At 37.9% G+C, this 21,526-nt stretch carries 22 protein-coding genes; 14 read left to right on the top strand and 8 right to left on the bottom strand.

The annotated features are described in order from the left end of the window. Window positions 1–213: 213 nt before the first annotated feature. On the bottom strand, window positions 214–990 hold the full coding sequence (locus tag R3X26_RS03665) for a M48 family metallopeptidase (RefSeq protein ID WP_317715934.1): 777 nt from the start codon (window positions 988–990) through the stop codon (window positions 214–216). A gap of 92 nt (window positions 991–1,082) precedes the next feature. Here R3X26_RS03665 and R3X26_RS03670 point away from each other — a divergent pair, with 92 nt between their 5' ends. The 3 genes from R3X26_RS03670 (at window position 1,083) to R3X26_RS03680 (ending at window position 3,548) form a co-directional block, all read left to right on the top strand. Beyond that, complete coding sequence (locus tag R3X26_RS03670) at window positions 1,083–1,523, top strand: hotdog fold thioesterase (protein WP_317715840.1); 441 nt, start codon at window positions 1,083–1,085, stop codon at window positions 1,521–1,523. Then, window positions 1,513–1,746 (top strand): DUF3389 domain-containing protein, encoded by a 234-nt coding sequence (locus R3X26_RS03675; protein ID WP_317715841.1) that lies wholly within the window; start codon window positions 1,513–1,515, stop codon window positions 1,744–1,746. The genes R3X26_RS03670 and R3X26_RS03675 overlap by 11 nt, the downstream gene beginning before the upstream one ends. A gap of 74 nt (window positions 1,747–1,820) precedes the next feature. Then, window positions 1,821–3,548, top strand: coding sequence for an SgrR family transcriptional regulator (locus R3X26_RS03680; protein WP_317715842.1), 1,728 nt, complete (start codon window positions 1,821–1,823; stop codon window positions 3,546–3,548). 133 nt (window positions 3,549–3,681) lie between these two features. Here the strand turns inward: R3X26_RS03680 and R3X26_RS03685 are convergent, their stop codons facing one another. From R3X26_RS03685 to R3X26_RS03700, 4 genes are all read right to left on the bottom strand, one after another. After that, on the bottom strand, window positions 3,682–3,909 hold the full coding sequence (locus R3X26_RS03685; protein ID WP_317715843.1) for a hypothetical protein: 228 nt from the start codon (window positions 3,907–3,909) through the stop codon (window positions 3,682–3,684). Window positions 3,910–4,211: 302 nt separating this feature from the next. Then, window positions 4,212–4,670, bottom strand: a complete 459-nt coding sequence (locus R3X26_RS03690; RefSeq protein ID WP_317715844.1) for a DUF3069 domain-containing protein — start codon at window positions 4,668–4,670, stop codon at window positions 4,212–4,214. A 210-nt stretch (window positions 4,671–4,880) separates the two neighbouring features. Next, on the bottom strand, window positions 4,881–5,327 hold the full coding sequence (locus R3X26_RS03695; RefSeq protein ID WP_317715845.1) for a DUF1499 domain-containing protein: 447 nt from the start codon (window positions 5,325–5,327) through the stop codon (window positions 4,881–4,883). A 120-nt stretch (window positions 5,328–5,447) separates the two neighbouring features. Then, a complete protein-coding gene (locus tag R3X26_RS03700; RefSeq protein ID WP_317715846.1) occupies window positions 5,448–6,617 on the bottom strand; it encodes a GGDEF domain-containing protein in 1,170 nt (389 codons plus the stop codon). A 294-nt stretch (window positions 6,618–6,911) separates the two neighbouring features. Here R3X26_RS03700 and R3X26_RS03705 point away from each other — a divergent pair, with 294 nt between their 5' ends. The 10 genes from R3X26_RS03705 (at window position 6,912) to R3X26_RS03750 (ending at window position 18,509) form a co-directional block, all read left to right on the top strand. Beyond that, the gene (locus R3X26_RS03705) at window positions 6,912–7,277 is read left to right on the top strand and encodes a late competence development ComFB family protein (RefSeq protein WP_317715847.1); all 366 of its coding nucleotides are present in this window, start codon (window positions 6,912–6,914) and stop codon (window positions 7,275–7,277) included. Between the two features lie 190 nt (window positions 7,278–7,467). Continuing rightward, the gene (locus tag R3X26_RS03710; RefSeq protein ID WP_317715848.1) at window positions 7,468–7,746 is read left to right on the top strand and encodes an HlyU family transcriptional regulator; all 279 of its coding nucleotides are present in this window, start codon (window positions 7,468–7,470) and stop codon (window positions 7,744–7,746) included. Between the two features lie 290 nt (window positions 7,747–8,036). Further along, window positions 8,037–9,572, top strand: coding sequence for a Re/Si-specific NAD(P)(+) transhydrogenase subunit alpha (gene pntA / locus R3X26_RS03715; protein ID WP_317715849.1), 1,536 nt, complete (start codon window positions 8,037–8,039; stop codon window positions 9,570–9,572). A gap of 10 nt (window positions 9,573–9,582) precedes the next feature. Then, a complete protein-coding gene (gene pntB, locus R3X26_RS03720; protein WP_317715850.1) occupies window positions 9,583–10,959 on the top strand; it encodes a Re/Si-specific NAD(P)(+) transhydrogenase subunit beta in 1,377 nt (458 codons plus the stop codon). 175 nt (window positions 10,960–11,134) lie between these two features. After that, the gene (vxrA, locus tag R3X26_RS03725; protein WP_317715935.1) at window positions 11,135–12,568 is read left to right on the top strand and encodes a sensor histidine kinase VxrA; all 1,434 of its coding nucleotides are present in this window, start codon (window positions 11,135–11,137) and stop codon (window positions 12,566–12,568) included. Next, complete coding sequence (vxrB, locus tag R3X26_RS03730; protein WP_317715851.1) at window positions 12,543–13,208, top strand: response regulator transcription factor VxrB; 666 nt, start codon at window positions 12,543–12,545, stop codon at window positions 13,206–13,208. Before vxrA ends, vxrB begins: the two co-directional genes overlap by 26 nt. A 4-nt stretch (window positions 13,209–13,212) precedes the next feature. Continuing rightward, the gene (locus R3X26_RS03735; RefSeq protein WP_317715852.1) at window positions 13,213–14,070 is read left to right on the top strand and encodes a DUF2861 family protein; all 858 of its coding nucleotides are present in this window, start codon (window positions 13,213–13,215) and stop codon (window positions 14,068–14,070) included. Window positions 14,071–14,133: 63 nt separating this feature from the next. Further along, window positions 14,134–15,315 (top strand): conjugal transfer protein TraF, encoded by a 1,182-nt coding sequence (locus R3X26_RS03740; protein ID WP_317715853.1) that lies wholly within the window; start codon window positions 14,134–14,136, stop codon window positions 15,313–15,315. 43 nt (window positions 15,316–15,358) lie between these two features. Then, window positions 15,359–15,502 (top strand): YoaH family protein, encoded by a 144-nt coding sequence (locus R3X26_RS03745; RefSeq protein ID WP_317715854.1) that lies wholly within the window; start codon window positions 15,359–15,361, stop codon window positions 15,500–15,502. Between the two features lie 1,348 nt (window positions 15,503–16,850). Then, window positions 16,851–18,509 (top strand): putative transporter, encoded by a 1,659-nt coding sequence (locus R3X26_RS03750; protein WP_317715855.1) that lies wholly within the window; start codon window positions 16,851–16,853, stop codon window positions 18,507–18,509. Between the two features lie 119 nt (window positions 18,510–18,628). On the opposite strand, the gene yciH is transcribed toward R3X26_RS03750, so the two are convergent. Further along, on the bottom strand, window positions 18,629–18,940 hold the full coding sequence (yciH, locus tag R3X26_RS03755) for a stress response translation initiation inhibitor YciH (protein WP_317715856.1): 312 nt from the start codon (window positions 18,938–18,940) through the stop codon (window positions 18,629–18,631). 1 nt (window position 18,941) lies between these two features. Next, window positions 18,942–19,304: a DUF3319 domain-containing protein gene (locus R3X26_RS03760; RefSeq protein ID WP_317715857.1), complete on the bottom strand. Its 363-nt coding sequence runs from the start codon at window positions 19,302–19,304 to the stop codon at window positions 18,942–18,944. A 96-nt stretch (window positions 19,305–19,400) separates the two neighbouring features. Here R3X26_RS03760 and R3X26_RS03765 point away from each other — a divergent pair, with 96 nt between their 5' ends. After that, entirely contained in the window at window positions 19,401–20,366 is a 966-nt protein-coding gene (locus R3X26_RS03765) for a tyrosine-type recombinase/integrase (protein WP_317715858.1), read from the top strand. On the opposite strand, the gene R3X26_RS03770 is transcribed toward R3X26_RS03765, so the two are convergent. Continuing rightward, on the bottom strand, window positions 20,350–21,357 hold the full coding sequence (locus R3X26_RS03770) for a D-alanine--D-alanine ligase (RefSeq protein ID WP_317715859.1): 1,008 nt from the start codon (window positions 21,355–21,357) through the stop codon (window positions 20,350–20,352). The genes R3X26_RS03765 and R3X26_RS03770 overlap by 17 nt on opposite strands. Window positions 21,358–21,526 lie beyond the last annotated feature (169 nt).

Genomic DNA, 21,526 nt, shown 5'->3' on the forward strand with positions numbered 1-21,526 from the left:
TGTAATTACCTAAGTAAATTTAAATTTTGCTGTATTATCCACTTTATCGCTTGTAATTAAAGTGGTTATTTAATTTTTAATGGATTGAAGTAGCAAAAGTATCACTATTGCAAAACGGTGTTTTATTAAATTATCTCATTCCTTTGACGTAGCTATCGCTAATAAACATATAGTAAATGAACGAAGACGCTAAATAGTAAATGAACGAAGACGCTAAATAGTACATTTAGGCGAGCCAGTACCTGACTCTGGTAGTGTATCTGCTTTATCTGATAAATCACTAATACGTGTGTCATGCGACGGGTGGGTAGACAAGAGTTCTGGTGGTTGACTGCCGCCCGACGCTAATGCCATATTTTTCCATAATTCGATACTCTGATAAGGGTCAAATCCCGCTTTCGCCATCAACTCAAGGCCAATAATATCGGCTTCAGACTCCTGAGTTCGACCATATGGCAGAATGACGCCATATTGAACGCCAAGACCAAGCGCTGTCATGGTGACTTGCTGATATTCAGAATTACTTAATGTTGCATTGGTTACTTGTAAACCAACGTTGGCAAGCTGAGATTGAGACATTCGTTCATTACTATGATCGGCCAAAACATGGGCAATTTCATGTCCTATGACGGTAGCGAGTTGGTCGGGAGTTTTAGCGACGTTTAACAGCCCAGTATAAACCCCTATTTTTCCACCTGGTAAAGCAAAGGCGTTCACCTGCTCGCTTTCAAATACCACGACTTCCCATTCAGAAAAGCTTTCTTGTGGATCTACGTACGGTAAAATAGAGTTGGTGACGCATTGCACGTAGTCGATAGTCTGTTGGTCAGTACTGATAGTTTGTTCTTGTTTCATTGATTCAAAAGACTCAGTGCCTAGGGTACTCATCTCCTGATCAGAAAACATGACCAGTTGATATCGGCCCGTGGGTGAAGAACTACAACTAATCAAGGACAAAGGTAGTAGGGTATAAAGTAATGCTTTTTGAATTTTAATCACGTATAACATCCTAGCGCTAAGGTGAATTTAGCCGGATAATAACAGCTCTCTATTTTTATTCACATATCATTTAAGGATTATTTATGTCTATATGGAAAAAGCCGATTTCATTAGATACTCTGAATAATAGTTCCAAAAACACATTGATTGAACATTTACAAATTCAATACACTGAAATAACTGACTGCTCTGTTTCCGCCACCATGCCTGTGTGCCATTTTACGCATCAACCACTGGGAATGTTGCACGGAGGTGCGTCTGTTGTGTTGGCTGAAACACTTGGTTCTGTAGCCGCAAACTTTAGTGTTAGCAATGAATATTTTTGTGTCGGATTGGATATTAATGCCAATCATGTCCGCTCAATGCGCAATGGAACGGTAACGGGGACAGCGACACCTGTTCATCTTGGTGTAAGTACTCAAGTTTGGCAGATTAACATAGTTGACCAACGAGATAGATTAGTGTGTACCAGTCGGCTCACAATTTCGGTGATGAAACATAAAAGAGAACGTAATGTTAATTGAATTCTCACTAGGCAAAATTGTCGCTAATCAATACGAAATATCTATTCGTTTGAATGGTGAACATAGTGTGTCCATGCAGGCTCAAGTGGAAGCCATTCAGTTGCTTGGCCGAGGAGCGAATGTGGTGGTTGCCAATTCTGGTGACTGTAAGTGGTCAGTTAAACTTGATAATCAACAACAGTTAGAAAATCTTTCGCAAGCCATTGGTATTGCATGGGAATAGATAACCGTTGGTTTGGTAATGTGTTAGAGTAGTGGCATTAATTATTAAAGTATTCCTGTTGAGATTTCCTCTTTATGAGTAGCCCGCGTCTTAGAACCCAATTTGAAATACTGTTCGATCATTTTAAAGGTAAAAATAGTGATGTTCAGCTAGAAGATATTGTCTCTATACTGTTTTGTACTCGTAGAAACGCTCGCATAGTTCTAAATAAAATGTCTGAGGAAGGGTGGATTGAATGGCATCCAGCCGCAGGTCGAGGTAATCTTTCAAAAATTATTTTTAAACGTAATCAACAAGATGTAATTGAAAACTTAGCTAAGAAGTACTTAGAAACAGGTAGGATAGAGCGAGCGTTTGCTGTCCTAAATGAAGATACCGGTAAACTAACCAAAGTAATTGAAGATTATTTAGGGGTTTCTCATACCGAAGGTCGCCAAATAGTCAGACTGCCATACTATCGTCAATTATCTATGCTTAATCCAGTTAAACCGCATAGACGTTCAGAACAAAATATTATCCGGCAGATCTTCAGTGGCTTAACCAAGTTAGATGGCAATGAAGAACTTCAGCCTGACCTTGCTCATAATTGGGAATCAGATAACGGTAAAAATTGGCGCTTTTACTTGCGTTCAGGTGTTCGTTTTCATAATGGTGATTTGTTAACAATTGATCATGTGATTGATTCTATTTCCGCATTAGTTGACTACTCTATGTTTGCTCATCTTAAAACGGTGACATCTCCTCAACCTTGGGTTATTGATATTTCATTGAACTCTACCGATTGGCAGTTGCCACTATTACTAACAGAAACGAACGCAAAGATAATGCCGCCTATCGATTGGAGAGGCGACGACTTTGACCTAAAACCTATTGGAACAGGTCCGTACAAGGTAAACGATAATGATAATAAACGCTTGATATTAGAAGCGTTTGATTCATATTTTGGTTATAGAGCATTGATCGATAGAGTAGAAGTTTGGGTTATAGATGAAGTGTATTCTGCGATGGTTTTTCCTAGCCTTTCCCATCCTATCCAAGACAAGAAAGGTAATTTGTCTAATAGTGGCTCGGCTAATGACGATGAAGTTAAACTGGATCCAGGTTGTATCTTTTTATTATTAAATCGGAATAATGGATTAGCGAAAGATGAACAATGGGCGCATTACTTTTGTTCAACATTAACAAGCCTAAATCTATATCGTTTATTAGATGAGCAAACTATTACCGACCTAGGATTGCTACCTGCTTATGGTTTAAAGCCGGGGTGGCAGCATTCTCTTTTGCCCACGAAGAAGTTACCGCCACCAATAAATAGGTTATCTGAAGCTGGTAGCAAGAGTATTACTATTGCTTATCATGATGAGCATCCGGTTTTTCCTGAGTTGGCAAAGAAAATTGGTTCACTATTAAATAGCGATGGTTTGACGGTAGAATTTGTTAAATATAAACATGTGCTAGATGATTTTTCTTCTGTCGACTTATGGTTAAAACCGATGGGAATTGGCACAAGTAGGGACGATGCGCTTGTTGGGTGGTTAATGGAGTATAGTCATTTGGCCCAAATGAGTGACCCAATAGAGTATCAACAGTGGTGCAAATTAGTTTTTGATTGGCGTGAGCAACGTTCGGAAAAATTCGACGCTAGAGCATTAGGTAGACAATTAGTGGAAGCACAACAAATTATACCGTTGTTTCATTGTTGGTTAGGTGTGAATAAAGGACAATTTGGCACATTACAAAATGCAACTTGCAATGCTTTAGGTTGGTTTGATTTTAGTGAAGTATGGGTCAAACCCCAATAAGTTGATTCGATTTTTGAAGTTAGTTGTCTGTAGATTGTCATATTGTCAACGAGAATTACCGCTTTATACATGACTGTTGTATTCATCACCGCTGTGGCGTAGAGGCGTGTGAACCTCCACTGTTACTTAGTAATTACTCTTGTTCGGTATCTTTATGTTCTGCTAAAAAGGTTTTAATAAAACGCCTTATTTCTCTCGCTGCTGAGGTATCCATATCCTCACACATAGAAACAAATTTATCTCTCTGCTCGCCATTAATACGAATTATTAATTGGCTGTCCTTTTTATTGGACTCTTTTTTACTCTTTGTAGTCAAAACGCTACCTTTGTCATTAGACTTTTTTTTACTTTTAGCAGTCAAAATACGACCTTACATTTCTATCTATGGCGGGGTTAACTTTAATAGCTAGCATGGATAATAGTCAACGATTTTAATTAATATAGGACCATATTATTGAACGTTCGGTCACATATTCGTCATTTTCGCTGTAACTAACAGTATTTTCAGCGTAACAAGCCATGTTTTCAGCATAATAAACCGTATTCTAAAGAGGGCGAATACGAGTCGGTGACCGAATAATACATGATATTGCTTGATATGCTGATGTTCTGCTTAATCATTAGCCGGAAATTTAAGTTTAATAATGGCAATTCTATTGAGCGTTATTTTTCAAATACTTTAACAAAATCTCGCTTAAGAACAGGGTCTCTACGCGCTTTTTTTATCTGCTTTACCATGTCTTTTACGCAATTATAAAGTACTTGGTCGAGTAACTGAGTGCGATAATCTTCTTGTTCCTGTTCTGACATACCTTTAGGCAGTTCCAGATCTTTGTATTCATCCATAAAGTTTATGCCTGCAAAAGCTTGGCTAACTGAAATCAACGCGTGAAATTGCTCAAAATTGTCTAAGACATTTTGTGCGCTGGCAGGCAAGCTGTCCCATGACTCCCGGACGGCTTGTTCCGATACTTCGTGAATAGAAACAACCATATTCAACATTTCATCGGGCACTTGATCAAATTCGATTACTTTTTTCAGCTCTGCTGATACGCTTTCTAGATCGATAACATCTGCTGTTGCTTTGTTTTCATCAATAGAGATATTTTTTTCATTCGACATAATAATTTCGTGTTTTTAGGATTGATGCAGCCATGCTAAAAAGAACCGAGTAAAAGTCAACTAATTCCGCTAGCTTACATGATTTTGTGCGTGTTTAAATAGTAAAAAAGTTACAATGTCACGTAAGTAGTGTGTTATTTGAGCGACTAACATACCTTATGCACTTATATCTATTGATTAGCTTTTAACTCGAGAAATATTATTTAAGAGTTAGTTTAATTCGTTATACAGTTTTGCAAATTTATTATAACGCGCGCGGTTTAGGCCTTTATCGCTATAACCAACACGGGACTGTGAACGGTAATGAATGAGGTTTTGGTCTTGATCAAAGTACAACTCAACATCATCTTTATATCTCATTGTATCGGTAGTAAATATAACATGTAGATAATTATCAGTTTCAGTCAGTACTACGTTACTCGATAGTTGAGCCAGTACACGCTTCACTTTTTTCTTTGCATCTTCAGTTGATTCAAAAGAAAGAGGATCGACGTATTTTTCACTATCATCAGTTTGGCTCGAAACAGCGTTTGGAGTAGAAGGCATTGGTGCTAACTTTGAATCGTGTAAGCCAAGGTAAGAAGGTGTAGTATTATTTTTATAAAGCATAAAAACAACGAGAGCAGAGACTAGAGTGAGTGCGACTTTATATAACATTGAGGTTTCCTTTTATTTTATTAAACTAAAATCTGTCGATATGTAACGATAAACTAAGGTAAAGATATGTGAGTAGTTTTAACAGGTGCTAACGGGTAGACCGAATATAATTTACCCATATTATGGTTGTTCGTTGGCCAGTGCTACTCTATTTCGTCCTGCTTGTTTAGCTTTGTAAAGTGCTTGGTCAGCCAATGTGATCACGTCGGCCGGATTTCGCATATTAGCGCTATCGGCAACTCCAATACTAATTGTTACGCTAACGGTTTCTGTTCTATTACTATGGACCCGTTTCTTGGCGCCAACTTTATTATTTTTAGGCCTATCATCATTATTTCGCAATATCATCGGGTACTGCGCGATATTTTCTCTCAGATCTTCGAGGTAGTTTGTTGCTTGTTGAGTGGTTTTATTCTTGAACAATACGACGAATTCTTCTCCACCATAACGATACACCTTTGCGTTGCCTTTTACCTTATTCATAAGAGATGCGACCAATTTTAAAACATCATCGCCAGTGTCGTGGCCAAAATTGTCATTAAACTTTTTGAAATGGTCAACATCTAGCATGGCAATAGTAAATTTCTTACCGAGATGCTTTAATTCTGTATCTAATGCTCTTCTTCCCGGAATATTTGTTAGTTGATCAATATAGGCTAGTTGGTGACTCGTGGTAATAATATCAACGATGAGTAATACACCGCCTAATGAAAACAAAATACTAGAAATAAATGGATATTGAAAAAATATAAACGTCATCGTTGACATGCAAAGGCTCGAATACACTGCAACATCAACAGGGCGATTATTTCTTAATACAAAAATAGCCAATAGACCGACCAAAAATGTGCTATATAAAATTATCACCAGCGGGAGAACTGAAATTTGCGGAATTACGAACAATATATCGTTCCATAATTCGCTCATCCCATTATTTTGGACATGTTGCACCGTCATATACGCCCAACCACAAAGAGCAGCTAATATGACGATATACAGTAAGCTGATCAAACTGAAAAAACGTTTTTCTGGGAAAAGATAAACAGACACGCAAGCCGCAGGAAAAGAGAAGGCTAACAGGAGAAACTCGACTTTTGTGCTACCCGATGTTAATGAACTTTGTAATTGCGTTTGTATAATCCAATAGGCGAGTGCCATTGTCAGTGCAATCATACCGATTCTACCTTGATTAAATCCTTGGCAAAGGAGCACACATATGGCAAATAGAAAATAAGGTAATTGTGATGCAATAGTAAAGTTTGATTGCACCAATACAACAACATTGTTCATTGTACCGAACAGTATTAACGTTAAGACCAAAGGAAATAAGAGTCTAAATAAGTTCGAATGGATAAAAGACATGTTTCGGGTATCAGAACTGTGATTGATATATTTTATTCGTATAGCATACTTTGAATTTCACAATAGCAAAACTAGTTTGCTTAATAATTTTATTTTTTGCTGCGTTAGAGTTAATTGTTGTGTTTTTTTCAAGCAGTGTTAACAATTGTTAACCTTGAGGTTAGCTGACTATAGTGCTAGTTTTAAATGAGTATTATCTCGGAGACAGGTGGATTGTAAAGTATGCAGATAAGTGTTGATGTACACAATTATATGGAAACGCTAGTCGGGGCCATTCTTGCGGAAGATGAGTTCATAACTAAGTATAGTAACGAGCAACTTGCCGACTTAGCCTGTATTGCTCTCAATCAGCTACGTCCGGTTTATATTCGTTATGATATTGATTTTTTGTCTCGTTTAGCAGAAGAGAGATTGTTGATATTTAAACAGCAGGCCCAAGCCGCTATCGAAGCAGCAGAAACAATGATTACGAATGATCGTCGAGAAGTTAGAGAACAAGATGATCTTTCTTTATACTCTGTTAATAGCAATCATTCGTCTAATGATCGTCCGCTAGAGTGGTTTGAAAAGCCAATATTACCAAATTGATTTAAATGTGTGGTGTGCTGTCGCTAAACAAATGTATGTCATGGTTAAGCGTTATAATTTTATTAAATTACGTCTATTTATAATAGATAGTGCATCGTTTAATCCGCATATGCACAGCCATCAAATGGATTTGTTTTTAGGTTACAAGTATCAATTAATTATACGTGCAACATAAACGTTAGGAGTAGATGTGGGATTTTTTTCTAAGTTGTTTGGCTCAAATACTGTCAGTTCACCTAAGGTTCAAGTTGAGCCTGTTGAATATGAAGGTTTTCTCATTTATCCAGACGCAAAACCAGAGTCAAGCCAATACCGAATCGCAGGGCGAATAACAAAAGAACGTGATGGTGAAATTCAAGAGCATAACTTTATTCGTTCAGACGTTGTTGCTTCAAAAGAAACGGCTAACGAGCTTATGTTAACTAAGGCGAAGATGTTTATTGATCAAATGAGAGGTGAGATCTTCTAAACGAGATAATTAAACAATCGATTTGATTTTTATCAACTTTTCAAGAGTCATTAGCGTATATTCTGATGGCTCTTTTGTGTTTTTAATGTAACTCAAAACTAGTCACTCGATATTTGGGTAAAAACATTACTTCGATCAATAAAATGAAAACATCAGAGATAATCATGTCCTCGATATGAGCTCCGACTTGTCATGAATGATTGTATTTTTGTTACAAAATGCATTAACTTGAAAGGTTGTTTATATTTATACACAAATTTTTTTAATTGTGCCAATAGTAGGGAATAACTATGCAAATTGGTGTGCCACGAGAAATACTCACAGGTGAAACACGCGTCGCTGCAACACCTAAAACGGTTGAGCAGCTAATAAAATTGGGATTTGACGTCTCAGTTGAATCAAACGCTGGTGCGTTAGCGAGTTTTGACAATCACGCATTTTCAGCAGCAGGTGCTTCAGTAGTAACAACTGAAGAGGTATGGCAGGCTGACTTGATACTGAAAGTCAATGCGCCATCAGATAGTGAAATTGGCTTTCTGAAAGAAGGCGCAAGTTTGATCAGTTTTATATGGCCAGCTCAAAATGCTGACTTAATGGAAAAACTGTCAAGCAAAAATATTAATGTTATGGCCATGGACGCAGTTCCACGCATTTCTCGTGCACAAGCATTGGATGCGCTAAGTTCGATGGCCAATATTGCAGGCTATCGTGCGGTAGTAGAGGCTGCTCATGAATTTGGACGTTTTTTTACCGGACAGATCACTGCAGCAGGAAAAGTACCCCCAGCTAAAGTGTTAGTTGCAGGGGCAGGTGTTGCCGGTCTTGCTGCAATTGGTGCTGCCGGTAGTTTAGGTGCAGTGGTTCGTGCTTTCGATGTAAGGCCAGAAGTAAAAGAACAGGTGCAATCCATGGGGGCAGAATTCCTTGAAGTGGATTTTGAGGAAGATACTAGTGCTGGAGATGGCTACGCGAAGGAGATGTCAGACGCTTTTAATCAAAAAGCAGAAGAGCTATACGCGGCACAAGCAAAAGATGTTGATATTATTATAACGACTGCTCTAATTCCTGGACGTCCAGCACCAAAACTTATTACCAAAGAAATGGTCGATAGCATGGCCTCTGGGAGTGTTATTGTTGATTTAGCCGCAGCAAATGGCGGTAACTGTGAATACACCGTAGCAGATCAAGTTATTACCACGGATAATGGCGTAAAAATTGTTGGTTACACTGATATGGTAGGGCGTTTACCGACTCAATCATCTCAACTATACGGAACTAACTTAGTTAATTTGCTTAAACTGCTCTGTAAAGAGAAAGACGGTAATATCGACATCAACTTTGATGATGTGGTACTTCGAGGTGTCACAGTAGTTAAAGAAGGCGAGATTACTTGGCCTGCACCACCGATTAAAGTTTCAGCACAGCCTAAGGTTGAAGTTAAAGAGCCTGCGAAAGCGGAAGTTAAAGTAGAAGAACCAACCTCTCCTGTTAAAAAAATAGCGGGCATTGCAATTGCGGTTGGTGCGTTTGCTTGGATCGCTAGTGTTGCTCCTGCAGCATTTCTTGCTCACTTTACGGTCTTTATCCTTGCTTGCGTAGTTGGATACTACGTGGTTTGGAATGTTTCACATGCCTTGCACACACCTTTAATGTCGGTAACGAACGCGATTTCCGGCATTATCGTTGTAGGTGCACTTTTACAAATTGGGCAAGGAAATACTGCCGTATCAGTGCTTTCCTTTATTGCTGTTTTAATTGCAAGTATTAATATTTTTGGTGGATTTACTGTGACCAAACGTATGCTTGAAATGTTCCGTAAAGACTAAGGAGTAATACATGTCTGCAGGATTAGTACAAGCCGCTTACATTGTTGCGGCCGTTCTCTTTATTATGAGTTTAGCGGGACTTTCTAAGCAAGAAACCGCTCGTGCTGGTAACTATTATGGTATTACCGGTATGACCATTGCTCTTATAGCAACAATTTTTTCACCAGATTCATCCGGCTTAGCGTGGATTATTGTTGCCATGATTATTGGTGGTGCGATAGGAATCCACTTTGCTAAAAAAGTGGAAATGACACAGATGCCAGAACTGGTTGCTATTTTACATAGCTTCGTTGGCTTAGCGGCAGTATTGGTTGGATATAATAGCTATTTAGATCACGGTATTATTCTTGACCAAGCGATGTTGAATATACATTTAGTTGAAGTGTTTCTTGGCGTATTTATCGGTGCGGTAACTTTTACTGGTTCGATAGTAGCGTTCGGTAAACTTCGTGGAGTTATCTCTTCGTCACCTTTAAATATTCCTCATAAACATAAATGGAATCTAGCCGCAGTTGTTTCATCGTTGCTGCTTATGATTATTTTTGTTAACGCAGAAGGCAGTATGTTTGCCCTTATTGTAATGACATTAATTGCGTTTGTGTTTGGCTATCACTTAGTAGCTTCTATAGGTGGTGCCGATATGCCAGTGGTTGTTTCTATGCTTAACTCTTATTCGGGTTGGGCAGCAGCAGCAGCAGGTTTCATGTTAGCCAACGATCTGTTGATTGTCACTGGTGCTCTAGTGGGCTCTTCTGGTGCAATTCTTTCTTACATCATGTGTAAGGCAATGAATCGTTCATTTATCTCTGTGATCGCCGGTGGCTTTGGTCAAGAAGTAGTGGTTGATTCCGATACTGACTATGGTGAGCATCGTGAAATTAACGCTGAAGACGTTGCGGAAATGTTGAAAAACTCTAAATCAGTGATTATCACTCCAGGATATGGGATGGCTGTTGCTCAAGCTCAGTATCCTGTTCATGAAATAACTGAAAAATTACGGAACCAAGGAGTTGATGTTCGTTTTGGTATTCATCCAGTAGCTGGTCGGTTACCCGGTCACATGAACGTGTTATTAGCGGAAGCGAAGGTTCCATATGACATTGTTTTGGAAATGGATGAGTTAAATGACGATTTTGCTACTACAGATACCGTGTTAGTTATTGGCGCTAACGATACAGTCAATCCTGCTGCGTTAGAAGACCCTAATAGTCCAATTGCAGGTATGCCAGTACTTGAAGTATGGCATGCGCAAAATGTAATCGTGTTTAAGCGTTCAATGAATACCGGTTACGCAGGGGTACAAAACCCATTGTTCTTTAAAGAGAATACCCAAATGTTATTTGGTGACGCTAAAGACAGCGTCGATGCGATTTCAAAAGCTTTGTAACTGAGCCTTGTTAAGTTACCATTTGTGAATTAGCCAACCTATTTTAGGTTGGCTTTTTTAAATCTATTTACTATTAGCTAACTGCCTTACATATATGTGCTTTTGGACGTTAATGGTTTATATTATTACTATTGTATTTAAAAATTTTTTGGCCGATAAATTGTCACTACGTTATATGGTATGTTTTGTAGTTGTCCTGTTAATTCCGTTTCAGGTGGTAGCGATGACGTTGCCCGAACGAATCAGCCAATTCATTGATTTATTTGACTATAATAAAGCAATTGACAGTTATGATGTACGTAATCTACAAACTGATTTTCCAACAAAATTACTTTCACCAGAATACATGTTGCCTCAAACGGCGAAATACCCATTAAAAGATATTCAACAGGTGTATCAATTATCGACAGATTGCACCGGCACATTACCAGTAAGCCCATTGGTTACTGAACCACTTGTATTTGTGCGAGCTATTTGTAGAGGAACGCCTTTAACAGCTAAATGGTTTGCGCGTAGTGGGTTAATTCATCCCGGTGGTGGTACGTATGCGCAACGATATGTAAATGATTACCCTGAAAATTTTGAGCAATTACGTTCTTACATGCACATTAAAGAGCGCCCTATAGCAGAAGTTGACACCTTGCTTGGTAAACTACAAAGGATGCGTTATGACGCTATTTTTGCATTGATAGCCGGCGAACGAATGTTTGTTGATAATGATGATCTTTGGTTAAAAAGAGGCAGTAAATATTACATTTTTCCGCAAGATGTTTGGCAAGAAAACGTTATCAAGTCGGAAATGAAATTTTCTATTGTTGATAAAGACGTGTATTGCTTTGTCAAGCGAGGCAATCTTTGCTGGGAGTTGTCAGATCAATCTGATTTAGTAATGCAAAGTATGATCGCTTTAATCGTAATAAATATTACGTTAGTTATTGGCTGGACAATATATCGTTGGAATGTAAAACGCGATGAACTAAAGAATCGTATGTTAGTATTACAGATACTTACACATGAATTACGCACACCGATAGCCAGTTTATCCTTGACTGTTGAAGGGTTTCGACGAGAATTCGAGAGATTGCCGGAAACAGTTTACGATGAATTTCGACGATTATGTGAAGATACGAGAAGATTAAGGCAACTCGCTGAAGCGAGTAAAGATTATCTTCAATCTGAACATCATAACCTAGCAACCGAATGGATACCGTCTGTTGAAGAGTGGTTGGGTTATCGATATGAAGAAAGTAAAATACCAGTAACCTTAGCTGTAAAGCAAGATATAGCAGTAAAAGTCAATGTGTACTGGTTAGGAACCTGTTTAGATAACTTGATAAACAACGCCAAGAAGTATGGAGTAGAACCAATTCAATTACGAGTTGATTCACAAGATAATTCGGTGGTGTTTAGTGTTATTGATCAAGGTAACTTAACTAAAAGAGATTGGAAAACAGTCAAGAAACCTTTTGTTAGTAAGGCTGGTTTAGGCCTCGGTTTAACCATTGTTGAATCTATGGTCGGAAGAATGGGAGGCACAATGACACTAATTGGGCCACCGACGACATTTAAATTGGAGATACCCTGTGAAACAGACACTGCTACTCGTTGAAGATGACAAGAATTTGGCGGATGGATTATTAGTTAGTTTAGAGCAGGCTGGTTATGAATGCTTACATGCTGAAACTATTGCCGAAGTCGCTCCATTATGGGAGCAAGCTGACCTGGTTATTTTAGATAGACAATTACCGGATGGAGATACTGTTGATCATTTAGCTTCATGGAAAGAGTTGAAAATAGTCCCGGTTATTTTATTAACTGCGTTGGTTACAATCAAAGATAAAGTATCTGGCTTAGACGCTGGAGCCAATGACTACTTAACTAAACCTTTTGCTGAAGCAGAGTTATTTGCTCGAATTCGAGCACAGTTACGTAACCCAAAAGAAGACGGTGAAAATGACGAGTCGAATACGGTTACTGCTGGTTCTATTACGATTGACAAATTAACCCGAGATGTATTTCAAGATGGCGAATCCGTTACGCTAACTCGAACAGAGTTTGATTTACTATTGTTTTTAGCCAGTAATTTAGGTCGAGTGTTCACAAGAGATGAACTGCTAGACCATGTGTGGGGCTATAACCATTTCCCGACTACGCGAACAGTTGATACTCACGTTTTGCAACTAAGACAGAAAATCCCTGGTCTAGAAATCGAAACGCTACGTGGCGTCGGTTATAAAATGAAAGCTTAATAACATGCGTCTTTATTTGTTATTGTTTACGTTTTGTTTTAATACATCTATTGCCGCGAATGAGTGGTTCGAAAGCAGTTCTCCTCTTAATCAAGCTCATCAAAAATTATTGAACAATGATTTAGAAGGGAGCTTTCGGGACTTAATCAATGTGTGGCAAGCGGATCCTGATGACTACGTAAAACAACATTTAAATGAATTGCTTCTCAAATCGCTTGAAAGTGATTGTGGTAAAAGCATATCTAATGAACCAGTAGCCGCTTGGATCCACAGTGTTGTTATAAAAAGACAATCGATACAAAGTCCGGGACGAAGTGTTGCAAGGGCAATTGTTGAAATTACATCTCCAGAAGAAATAACTAGCGTTAAAATGTTAAATTGGCCCGATGGTTCTGTATCCAATGAGAGTAATTTTGTTGTTCAGCAAGAGAATGAAAGAAATACTTATACGGTGACATATGACTTAACACAGAGATTAGCTAATGGTTTGTATCGTATCGAGGTCACAGCGCAAAACAACGATAGCTGGAGTGTATGGGTTGTTATGTCAGAATCAATTTCAAAACAAGTAGTAAGATGGGACTCTAAAGATACTTGGGCGGTAGATAAAATTGGATTGTTAAATCCGTATTGTGTGTTACCGGTACTGACTGTGTCATTGTATGATTACGTCGCTGACGAATATGTACGAGTTTGGCACAGAGAATATGAAAGTAACTATCCGAAACAATTGCCTATCAGTGAGCTTAACGCGGATAGATATGTGTTAGCTGTTGGAATAACTCACCATAGATGGCAAGGACCTGTCATTATAGAAGATCAACAAATCATTAGTAAAACATACGATATATCAGCTGATTAATCCTAAAGTTTAGCTTTAAATCGCCGATAACATATCAAATCTTTTGATAAATCGGCACTATAAATGAATAAACTAAAGTTAACTACTGTCATAGTAATTACAATTGCATCATCTCCAACGTTAGCAGCGAGTTATGCAGTAGACGCTAGAGGTGATGCGATGGGCGGAGTAGGAGTTGTTTCTGCCACGTATCTTACCGCTCCTTTCTATAACCCTGCTTTGGCTGCTATTTATCGCAGAAATGATGATGTAGGTATGTTACTTCCAGGTGTTGGGATTAGTTACAGTGATGAAAATATGTTGGCTGATAATATTGATACAATGGTAGATTTTATTGACAGCATAGACCTTAGTGACTCTTCAAGCTACACACCACAAGATATTGACGATCTTGATACTGTTATGAACGATATGCAAGGGGACAATGCTAAGTTAGAATTTGGCGCGGTTGCTGCGTTCGGTATCCCTAATCCGTACTTATCAACGACAATTTTTGGCAAAGCCTACGCAGAAACATTTGTCGCCCCAGACATAGCAAACAAAGACAGCAGTCTAACGGGTAACGCCGCCACAGTTGACCAAGCAGAAAGAAGTCGAATCAATATGGTTTCGGTCGGTATTTTAGAGGCTGGAGCGTCATTTGCAAGATATCAAACTGTATTTGGTCAGCATATGTCCTTTGGTCTTTCACCAAAAATTCAACGAATCAATACTTATGCTTACTCTGCTTCGGTAGAAGACTATGATCTATTAGATGCATTTGAAAACAGTACTTCAAAGAGTATTTTCAATTTAGATTTAGGTGCTATGTGGTTCTATGGCCCATTTAGAGTCGGCGTATCGGGTGTGAATTTAATATCGCGTGATGTTGAAACTCAACTTATCTCGACCACATCTGGATCAAGCGCTTATACCTATCAATTACGCCCTCAATATACGGTTGGTGCAGGCTTTGTTGCTGATTACTTTTCATTAAGCGTTGACTATGATGTTAATGAAGACAAAAGATTTGATCAATTCGAAGATAACACTCAATGGATTCGTGTTGGTATGGAAATTGATGTTCTACGCCAACTTCAATTACGAGGTGGTTATAAGAAAAACCTCGCTTACAATAATTCAGAGGGGACTGTTACCGGTGGAATAGGCTTATCACCTTTAGGGTTGTTCGAGTTAGATTTAGCAATAAGCTATACGAATGAAAACTCAGTAGGGGCGTATGCAAACTTCCTTGCTACCTATTAAAAATCAATTTATAGTCAGCCCCTAAATGAAAAGGGGCTGACACATGTTTAATGATTTACCTTCACTATCACACCAAGAACAACAAGAAGCAGTAGAAAAAATTCAAGCATTAATGGAGCAGGGCATTAGTACCGCAGAAGCTATAAAAATTATTGCAGAACAAATACGGAAAGAAAAAGCAGAATAGCTACAGTGATAGTTTTGTCATAGTCTAAGTATCACGACACCTTAGCGCATTATAACTAAATGTATATGAAACATAAAATTATCAAGCCACTACAAAAACTTAAGCTAATCAGAAACGTCCGCAGCATAATCTTTCCAATACACAGTACATTTTATACTATTTCAATAACTTAACAGTGCATAAATATGCATTGGTGCATTTCTCATTACGTTAAAAAATTTGCAAATGGACATTTAAAAAACTACATGTAACGTTGTTACTTTTGCAGATTTTATTGATTCTTTATATTCCATAATCAGTATTACTCTGTTTAGGTGTGAGCGCTTGCTATTCCTTTTAGTCATATTAGTATTAGCGATATTGACCAATGCAAATTAGAAAGTATCTAGGATTACGGCAGATTACAGTTATCGATGTTAGCGTTACTTTTGAAGTGTCATTATTCTAATTCAACAACATTTGGGGCTAGATAGCGCCTCTAATAAATGAATATAAATCGCAAATTCCGCTCTGCATATATACTATGAGTTGGTTTTTCAGATGTATTTATATTCTGTGTGAGTAAATGTGTGCACCGTTTAATTTTATCAATACTGATCTCAGCCATTACTTGCGATGAATAGCTAAACCTAAATTGATAATGGTGTGTTTGCATTAATGATAAAAATAGCATGTGAGTACGCTAGGCTCGATCAATTAAAACTGATACAAGTTTTCTCAGCATTGTTAGATATATAGCTGAGAGCAAGAATTGAGTACGATTATAAAATACATGTTTTCAGTTCATTAAAATCGCAACGTTGTACTAATACTATTAAGTACGCATTATGTATATTATGTTAAATAAATAGTTATAACATCAGCTTGTATAACATCCGCACACTACTTGCTTTTATAAATCCCATTCCTCATTATAAGATTGGCGTCTTAGCTAAATTGTAAAAATTAAAACAGAATATGTTGAGATGTTAAATTATATGTTAATAAATTAAATGACTTTAAATACAGCAACTTAAATAAAGTATTTGTTATGCCACTAATATTTTGATCAACCTCTCGCTTTAAAACATTACTTTTTGCTCTACAGCACACAACAACATTCCCATTAACTAGTTGGTTCAGTTTAAAGCGTATTATATTCCCTATAAATTACGTGGCACACAGTACCAAAAGTAGTTAAAAATACTCTCTAACCACTCCTTTCGTTCTCTATTACGAATTCAGTTCTTACCGAGCATATAGTGATACCACTGCTGCCATAACAAATTAATCCACGAATATTATGTCTATCACTGCTTTTTAGGCGCAAAAGTGGATCGCAAGTTTTAATAACTATAGGAGGCTCATCATGAGTGAAATTGCACTTTCTATTAGCATTTTATCGCTAGTAGCTGTGCTTGGATTATGGATAGGTAATTGGAAAATTAGAGGGGTTGGCTTAGGCATTGGCGGCGTTTTATTCGGCGGCATCTTCGTTGGACATTTTGCGCAGTCGTTGAACGTTAGCCTAGACAGTCATACTTTACATTTTATCCAAGAATTTGGGCTTATTTTATTCGTTTACACTATCGGGATTCAAGTTGGACCAGGTTTTTTTGCTTCGTTAAGAAGTTCGGGGCTACGATTAAACGGGTTTGCCGCATTAATTGTTCTTCTTGGCGGCATAGTAACCGTAATTATTTTTAAATTATTCGATGTACCATTGCCTGTTATCTTGGGCGTGTTTTCCGGAGCAGTAACCAATACACCTTCACTTGGTGCTGGCCAACAAATATTGGGCGAACTTGGTGTGACCGAACATATGCTAGGTATGACCGGTATGGGCTATGCCGTTGCTTATCCTTTTGGTATATGCGGTATTTTGTTGACTATGTATTTATTACGCGTGGTATTTAAAGTCGATCTCGAACAAGAAGCTCAGGAATTTGACGCATCTAGCGGACAAAAAAAAGACGGTTTGCTTTCAAAGAACGTGTCAGTCAAGAACGCCAATTTAATTGGCCTAAAATTGTCTGAAATCCCTGCCCTCACTAGTGACGACGTGATTTGTTCCCGCCTTAAACGTGGTGAAGAACTCATTGTACCTCGAGAAGACACCCGTGTTGATTTGAACGATTTTCTTCATTTAGTAGGTAGCAAAAAAGCACTAAAAAATGCCGTATTAGTCATTGGTGAAGAAGTAAATGCTAATCTTTCCACCAAAGGTACCGATATGCGTTCGCAACGTCTAGTCGTTACCAATGAGAAAGTTCTTGGTAAGAAAATCAATGAACTCGGCCTTAAAGAGAAATATGATGTTGTAGTCTCTCGTCTTAACCGCTCAGGGGTAGAGTTGGTTCCATCCGGTGACTCGCATTTACAATTTGGAGATATATTAAACTTAGTCGGTAGAAAAGAGTCGATAGAATCGGTTGCGAGTATTGTAGGTAATGTTCGACAAAAACTTAATCAGGTGCAAATGTTACCCATATTCCTGGGCATCGGGCTTGGTGTATTATTAGGCTCTATTCCTATTTATTTACCTGGTTTGCCTGCTGCTATTAAACTTGGTTTAGCTGGCGGTCCTTTGATAGTAGCGTTAGTTCTCGCTAGAATCGGTAGTATCGGCAAGTTATATTGGTTTATGCCACCAAGTGCTAACTTAGCCTTGAGGGAAATTGGTATTGTGCTATTTCTTGCCGTCGTCGGTTTAAAATCAGGTGGCGGATTCGTTGATACTTTAGTTGATGGCGATGGACTGAGTTGGATGTGTTATGGTATTGCAATCACATTTATACCGCTAATGACAGTTGGCGTCATTGCTAGAATGTTCGGACAACTGAATTATTTAACTATTTGCGGGATGCTCGCTGGCTCTATGACCGATCCACCAGCGTTAGCATTTGCTAATGGATTACATAGCACAAGTGGGGCTTCCGCCTTATCCTACGCTACGGTTTATCCATTAGTTATGTGTTTAAGAATTTTATTGCCACAGTTGTTAGCTATACTTCTTTGGGTTGGCTAAGTTTTCCAGAACAGCCTTAAAAAGCTAAAACGTTACAGTGTAATAAAAAAGAAGAAGAATTCAACAGTATTGGAGTCTTCTTCTTTTTGTATGTTTGATAATAAAGAGTAAATCGCTTGCTAGCCACCAGCTAACTTTACGTTATAGCCTTTTTTCTCAAGGTGCATTTTTATTTTTTCTCTCTTATCGCCTTGGATTTCTATAACGCCATTTTTTACTGCACCGCCACAGCCGCAAATTTTCTTTAATTCTCCGGCTAGCAATTTAAGTGGAGCGTCATCCAAATCTAGTCCTTTGACAACGCAAACACCTTTCCCCTTACGCCCTTTGGTTTCTCTTTGTATTCGAACGATACCATCGCCTGATGGACGCTCTACTTTGGTTTCTTCTGGTTTAATTCGGCCTAATTCTGTTGAGTAAACTAATGACATGTTATTTATTTCTCTTTGCTGCTACGGCTAAATGTTTATCAATATGCTTTTTGATCGCTTCTTTAGAGCCTTTTACTAACTTACCATTAAAAAAACAATACCAAGAATTTTTATCTCCTGAATCACTTTTCAATAGTTCTCCATTATATTCTTCTTGTTGCTCATTTGAGACTTCGCCTTTGGGCGGAGCAAGAGAAGAAAACTCACTTGGCTGTATGATAGTCGCTGTGTCGCACCACCAATCAATAGATTTTTTAACCGCAGATAGTTCGCCAGACAAAATTTGTTTTTTAATTCTAACATGCCATAAATCTTTGCCGCTTCCTGATTGAAGACAATAACCTCTATGAAACTTAGTTGCCATAGTGAATCTATATTTGATTTTTCATATTTATATAATAATTGTAATATCTGTATATTCAAGTATATTTTATCCAAATACATTAAGTTATAGTGCGTGATGGTTAAGAAAAATATTAAACCAATTAGTGATAGTGCCCAGAGGGCATTAAGTGTTACTACTTTTAATTCAAAGATAAACAAAGTAGAAATAGAAAAACTCACACAATATCAATATTCCTCTAGTACTATCTTAGCATTAACTTCAGACTGGAACCGATTTGTTGATTTCTGCCAGAGTAAGCATGTACACGCTCTACCAGCATCAATCACTGCCGTACGTATGTTTCTTGAACGTGAATCTAGGATACGTAAATTCGCTTCGATTAAACGTTACAGCGTAACTATTACAGTAATCCATCAATTACACAACTGTCCGTGCCCTACTTCACATAGGCAAATTCATTTTACTTTGGCCCAATTGCGAAATATGAAGGCTGGGGATGCAAGACAAGCTAATGCACTAACGATTCAACATCTTGAACAACTAAACTCCATTTTAAAGAAAGACGCTTCAGTACGTTCAATACGAGATTTAGCTATTTACTACGTAATGTTTGAATGTGCGTTAAAACGCTCTGAGTTAAAAAAAGTATTACTCGATGACTTAATATTGTCGGAACAATCCTACGAACTAATAATCAAAGGACATCACTACAAATTAAGTATAGTGGCGAGTAAAGCTTTAAAAAATTGGCTAGATTATTTAAATAATTCAAGTGGTTATATTTTTCGGCGTATAGATAAGCATGATAATATCGGTAGTAATCAACTTGATGATTCGTCGATATACCGAATATTACGCCGAGCAAGTGACCTATTAGGACTGGATCACTCGCACCGGTTTACTGGTCAATCTGCTCGTGTTGGCGCTACTCAAGAGTTAAAAAGACAGGGTTTTAATATCAAAGATATTCAAGATTTTGGTCGTTGGCTAAGCCCTGTAATGCCGGCACAGTATTTACAGATGACTCGTATGGCAGAACAAGAGATGAGTAAATTTAAAATCATTAAGCCTTGGGATTAGAACAAACCGACTGTTTTATTGCACTCGCCAAATAAAGACTAAAGTCATGGCCATTATTCTCTAACATTTTGGGGAACATTGAAATTGGTGTCATTCCGGGAAAAGTATTAACTTCATTTAAAAACAATTCATCCGTTTCCGTTAAGAAAAAATCGATTCTTGATAAATCTTTTAAGTTCATCTGCTGAAAAACCAAACGACTGTATTTCTCAATATCGTCAAGTTGTTTTACTGTCAGATTTTTGGCTTCAACCTCTGTCTGGGAATGGCTGTCTGGACTATATTTTTCTTCATAGCTATAGAAAGCGTTGTCAGGTGCAATAACTTCTCCTGGTTTAGAAATATACAGTTGTCCTTGGTATTGGTAAGCCGCCACTTCAAGTTCACGTGGTTTGACCGCTTTTTCAATTAAAACCTGGTCTGAGTATTTAAATGCAGATTCAATTGCTGGTATTAATGCCCGCTTACTTGTTACACTGTAACACCCAACCGAAGATCCTTGACTCGCCGCTTTAACAAAGACACTGCCCCATTGTTCAAATGCTTTATAAGCTCTATCCACTGACTTTGTCTTGAGATCAACTAAAAATAGATACGGTGTATTAGGAATACCAATCGCATCGTACCAAAGCTTTGAAGTAATTTTATTAAAACTATTTTTACTTGCTTCTGAATCACAACCAAAATATGGAATCCCAGATAACTGAAACATTGATTGCAAATCTCCGGTTTCTCCCGGATATCCGTGAACGCACGGAATAATGTAGTCAATAGACAGTTCATTTTGACCACAAACTAAAACGCGTTTATTGATATCTAAATTTACATGTTCCTTATTTAGAAACCAGCCGCCTTGGGTGATTTCGACTAAATGAACGTCAAACTCAGAGTGTATCTTGAGTTGTTCAGCTAAAAAAGCAACAGAGAGTAATGAAACCTCATGTTCAGAACCGCCCCCGCCGCATAAAAGAAGTACAGAAATTTTATTCATTTGAAAACAACCCGTAAAACAACGCATTTAAACCAATTTCAATCATAACCATTTGGTCGTTTAGGTACAGTAAAATATAACAATAAACCTTAGCCAAGCTATTTTTCGAATAAAAAGCGTACAAAAAAAGGATCTTATTTTTTAATAAGATCCTTTTTCAACTGGGCTT

Origin of the sequence: Vibrio sp. TH_r3 (assembly GCF_033101115.1) — a bacterium.
GTDB lineage: Bacteria > Pseudomonadota > Gammaproteobacteria > Enterobacterales > Vibrionaceae > Vibrio.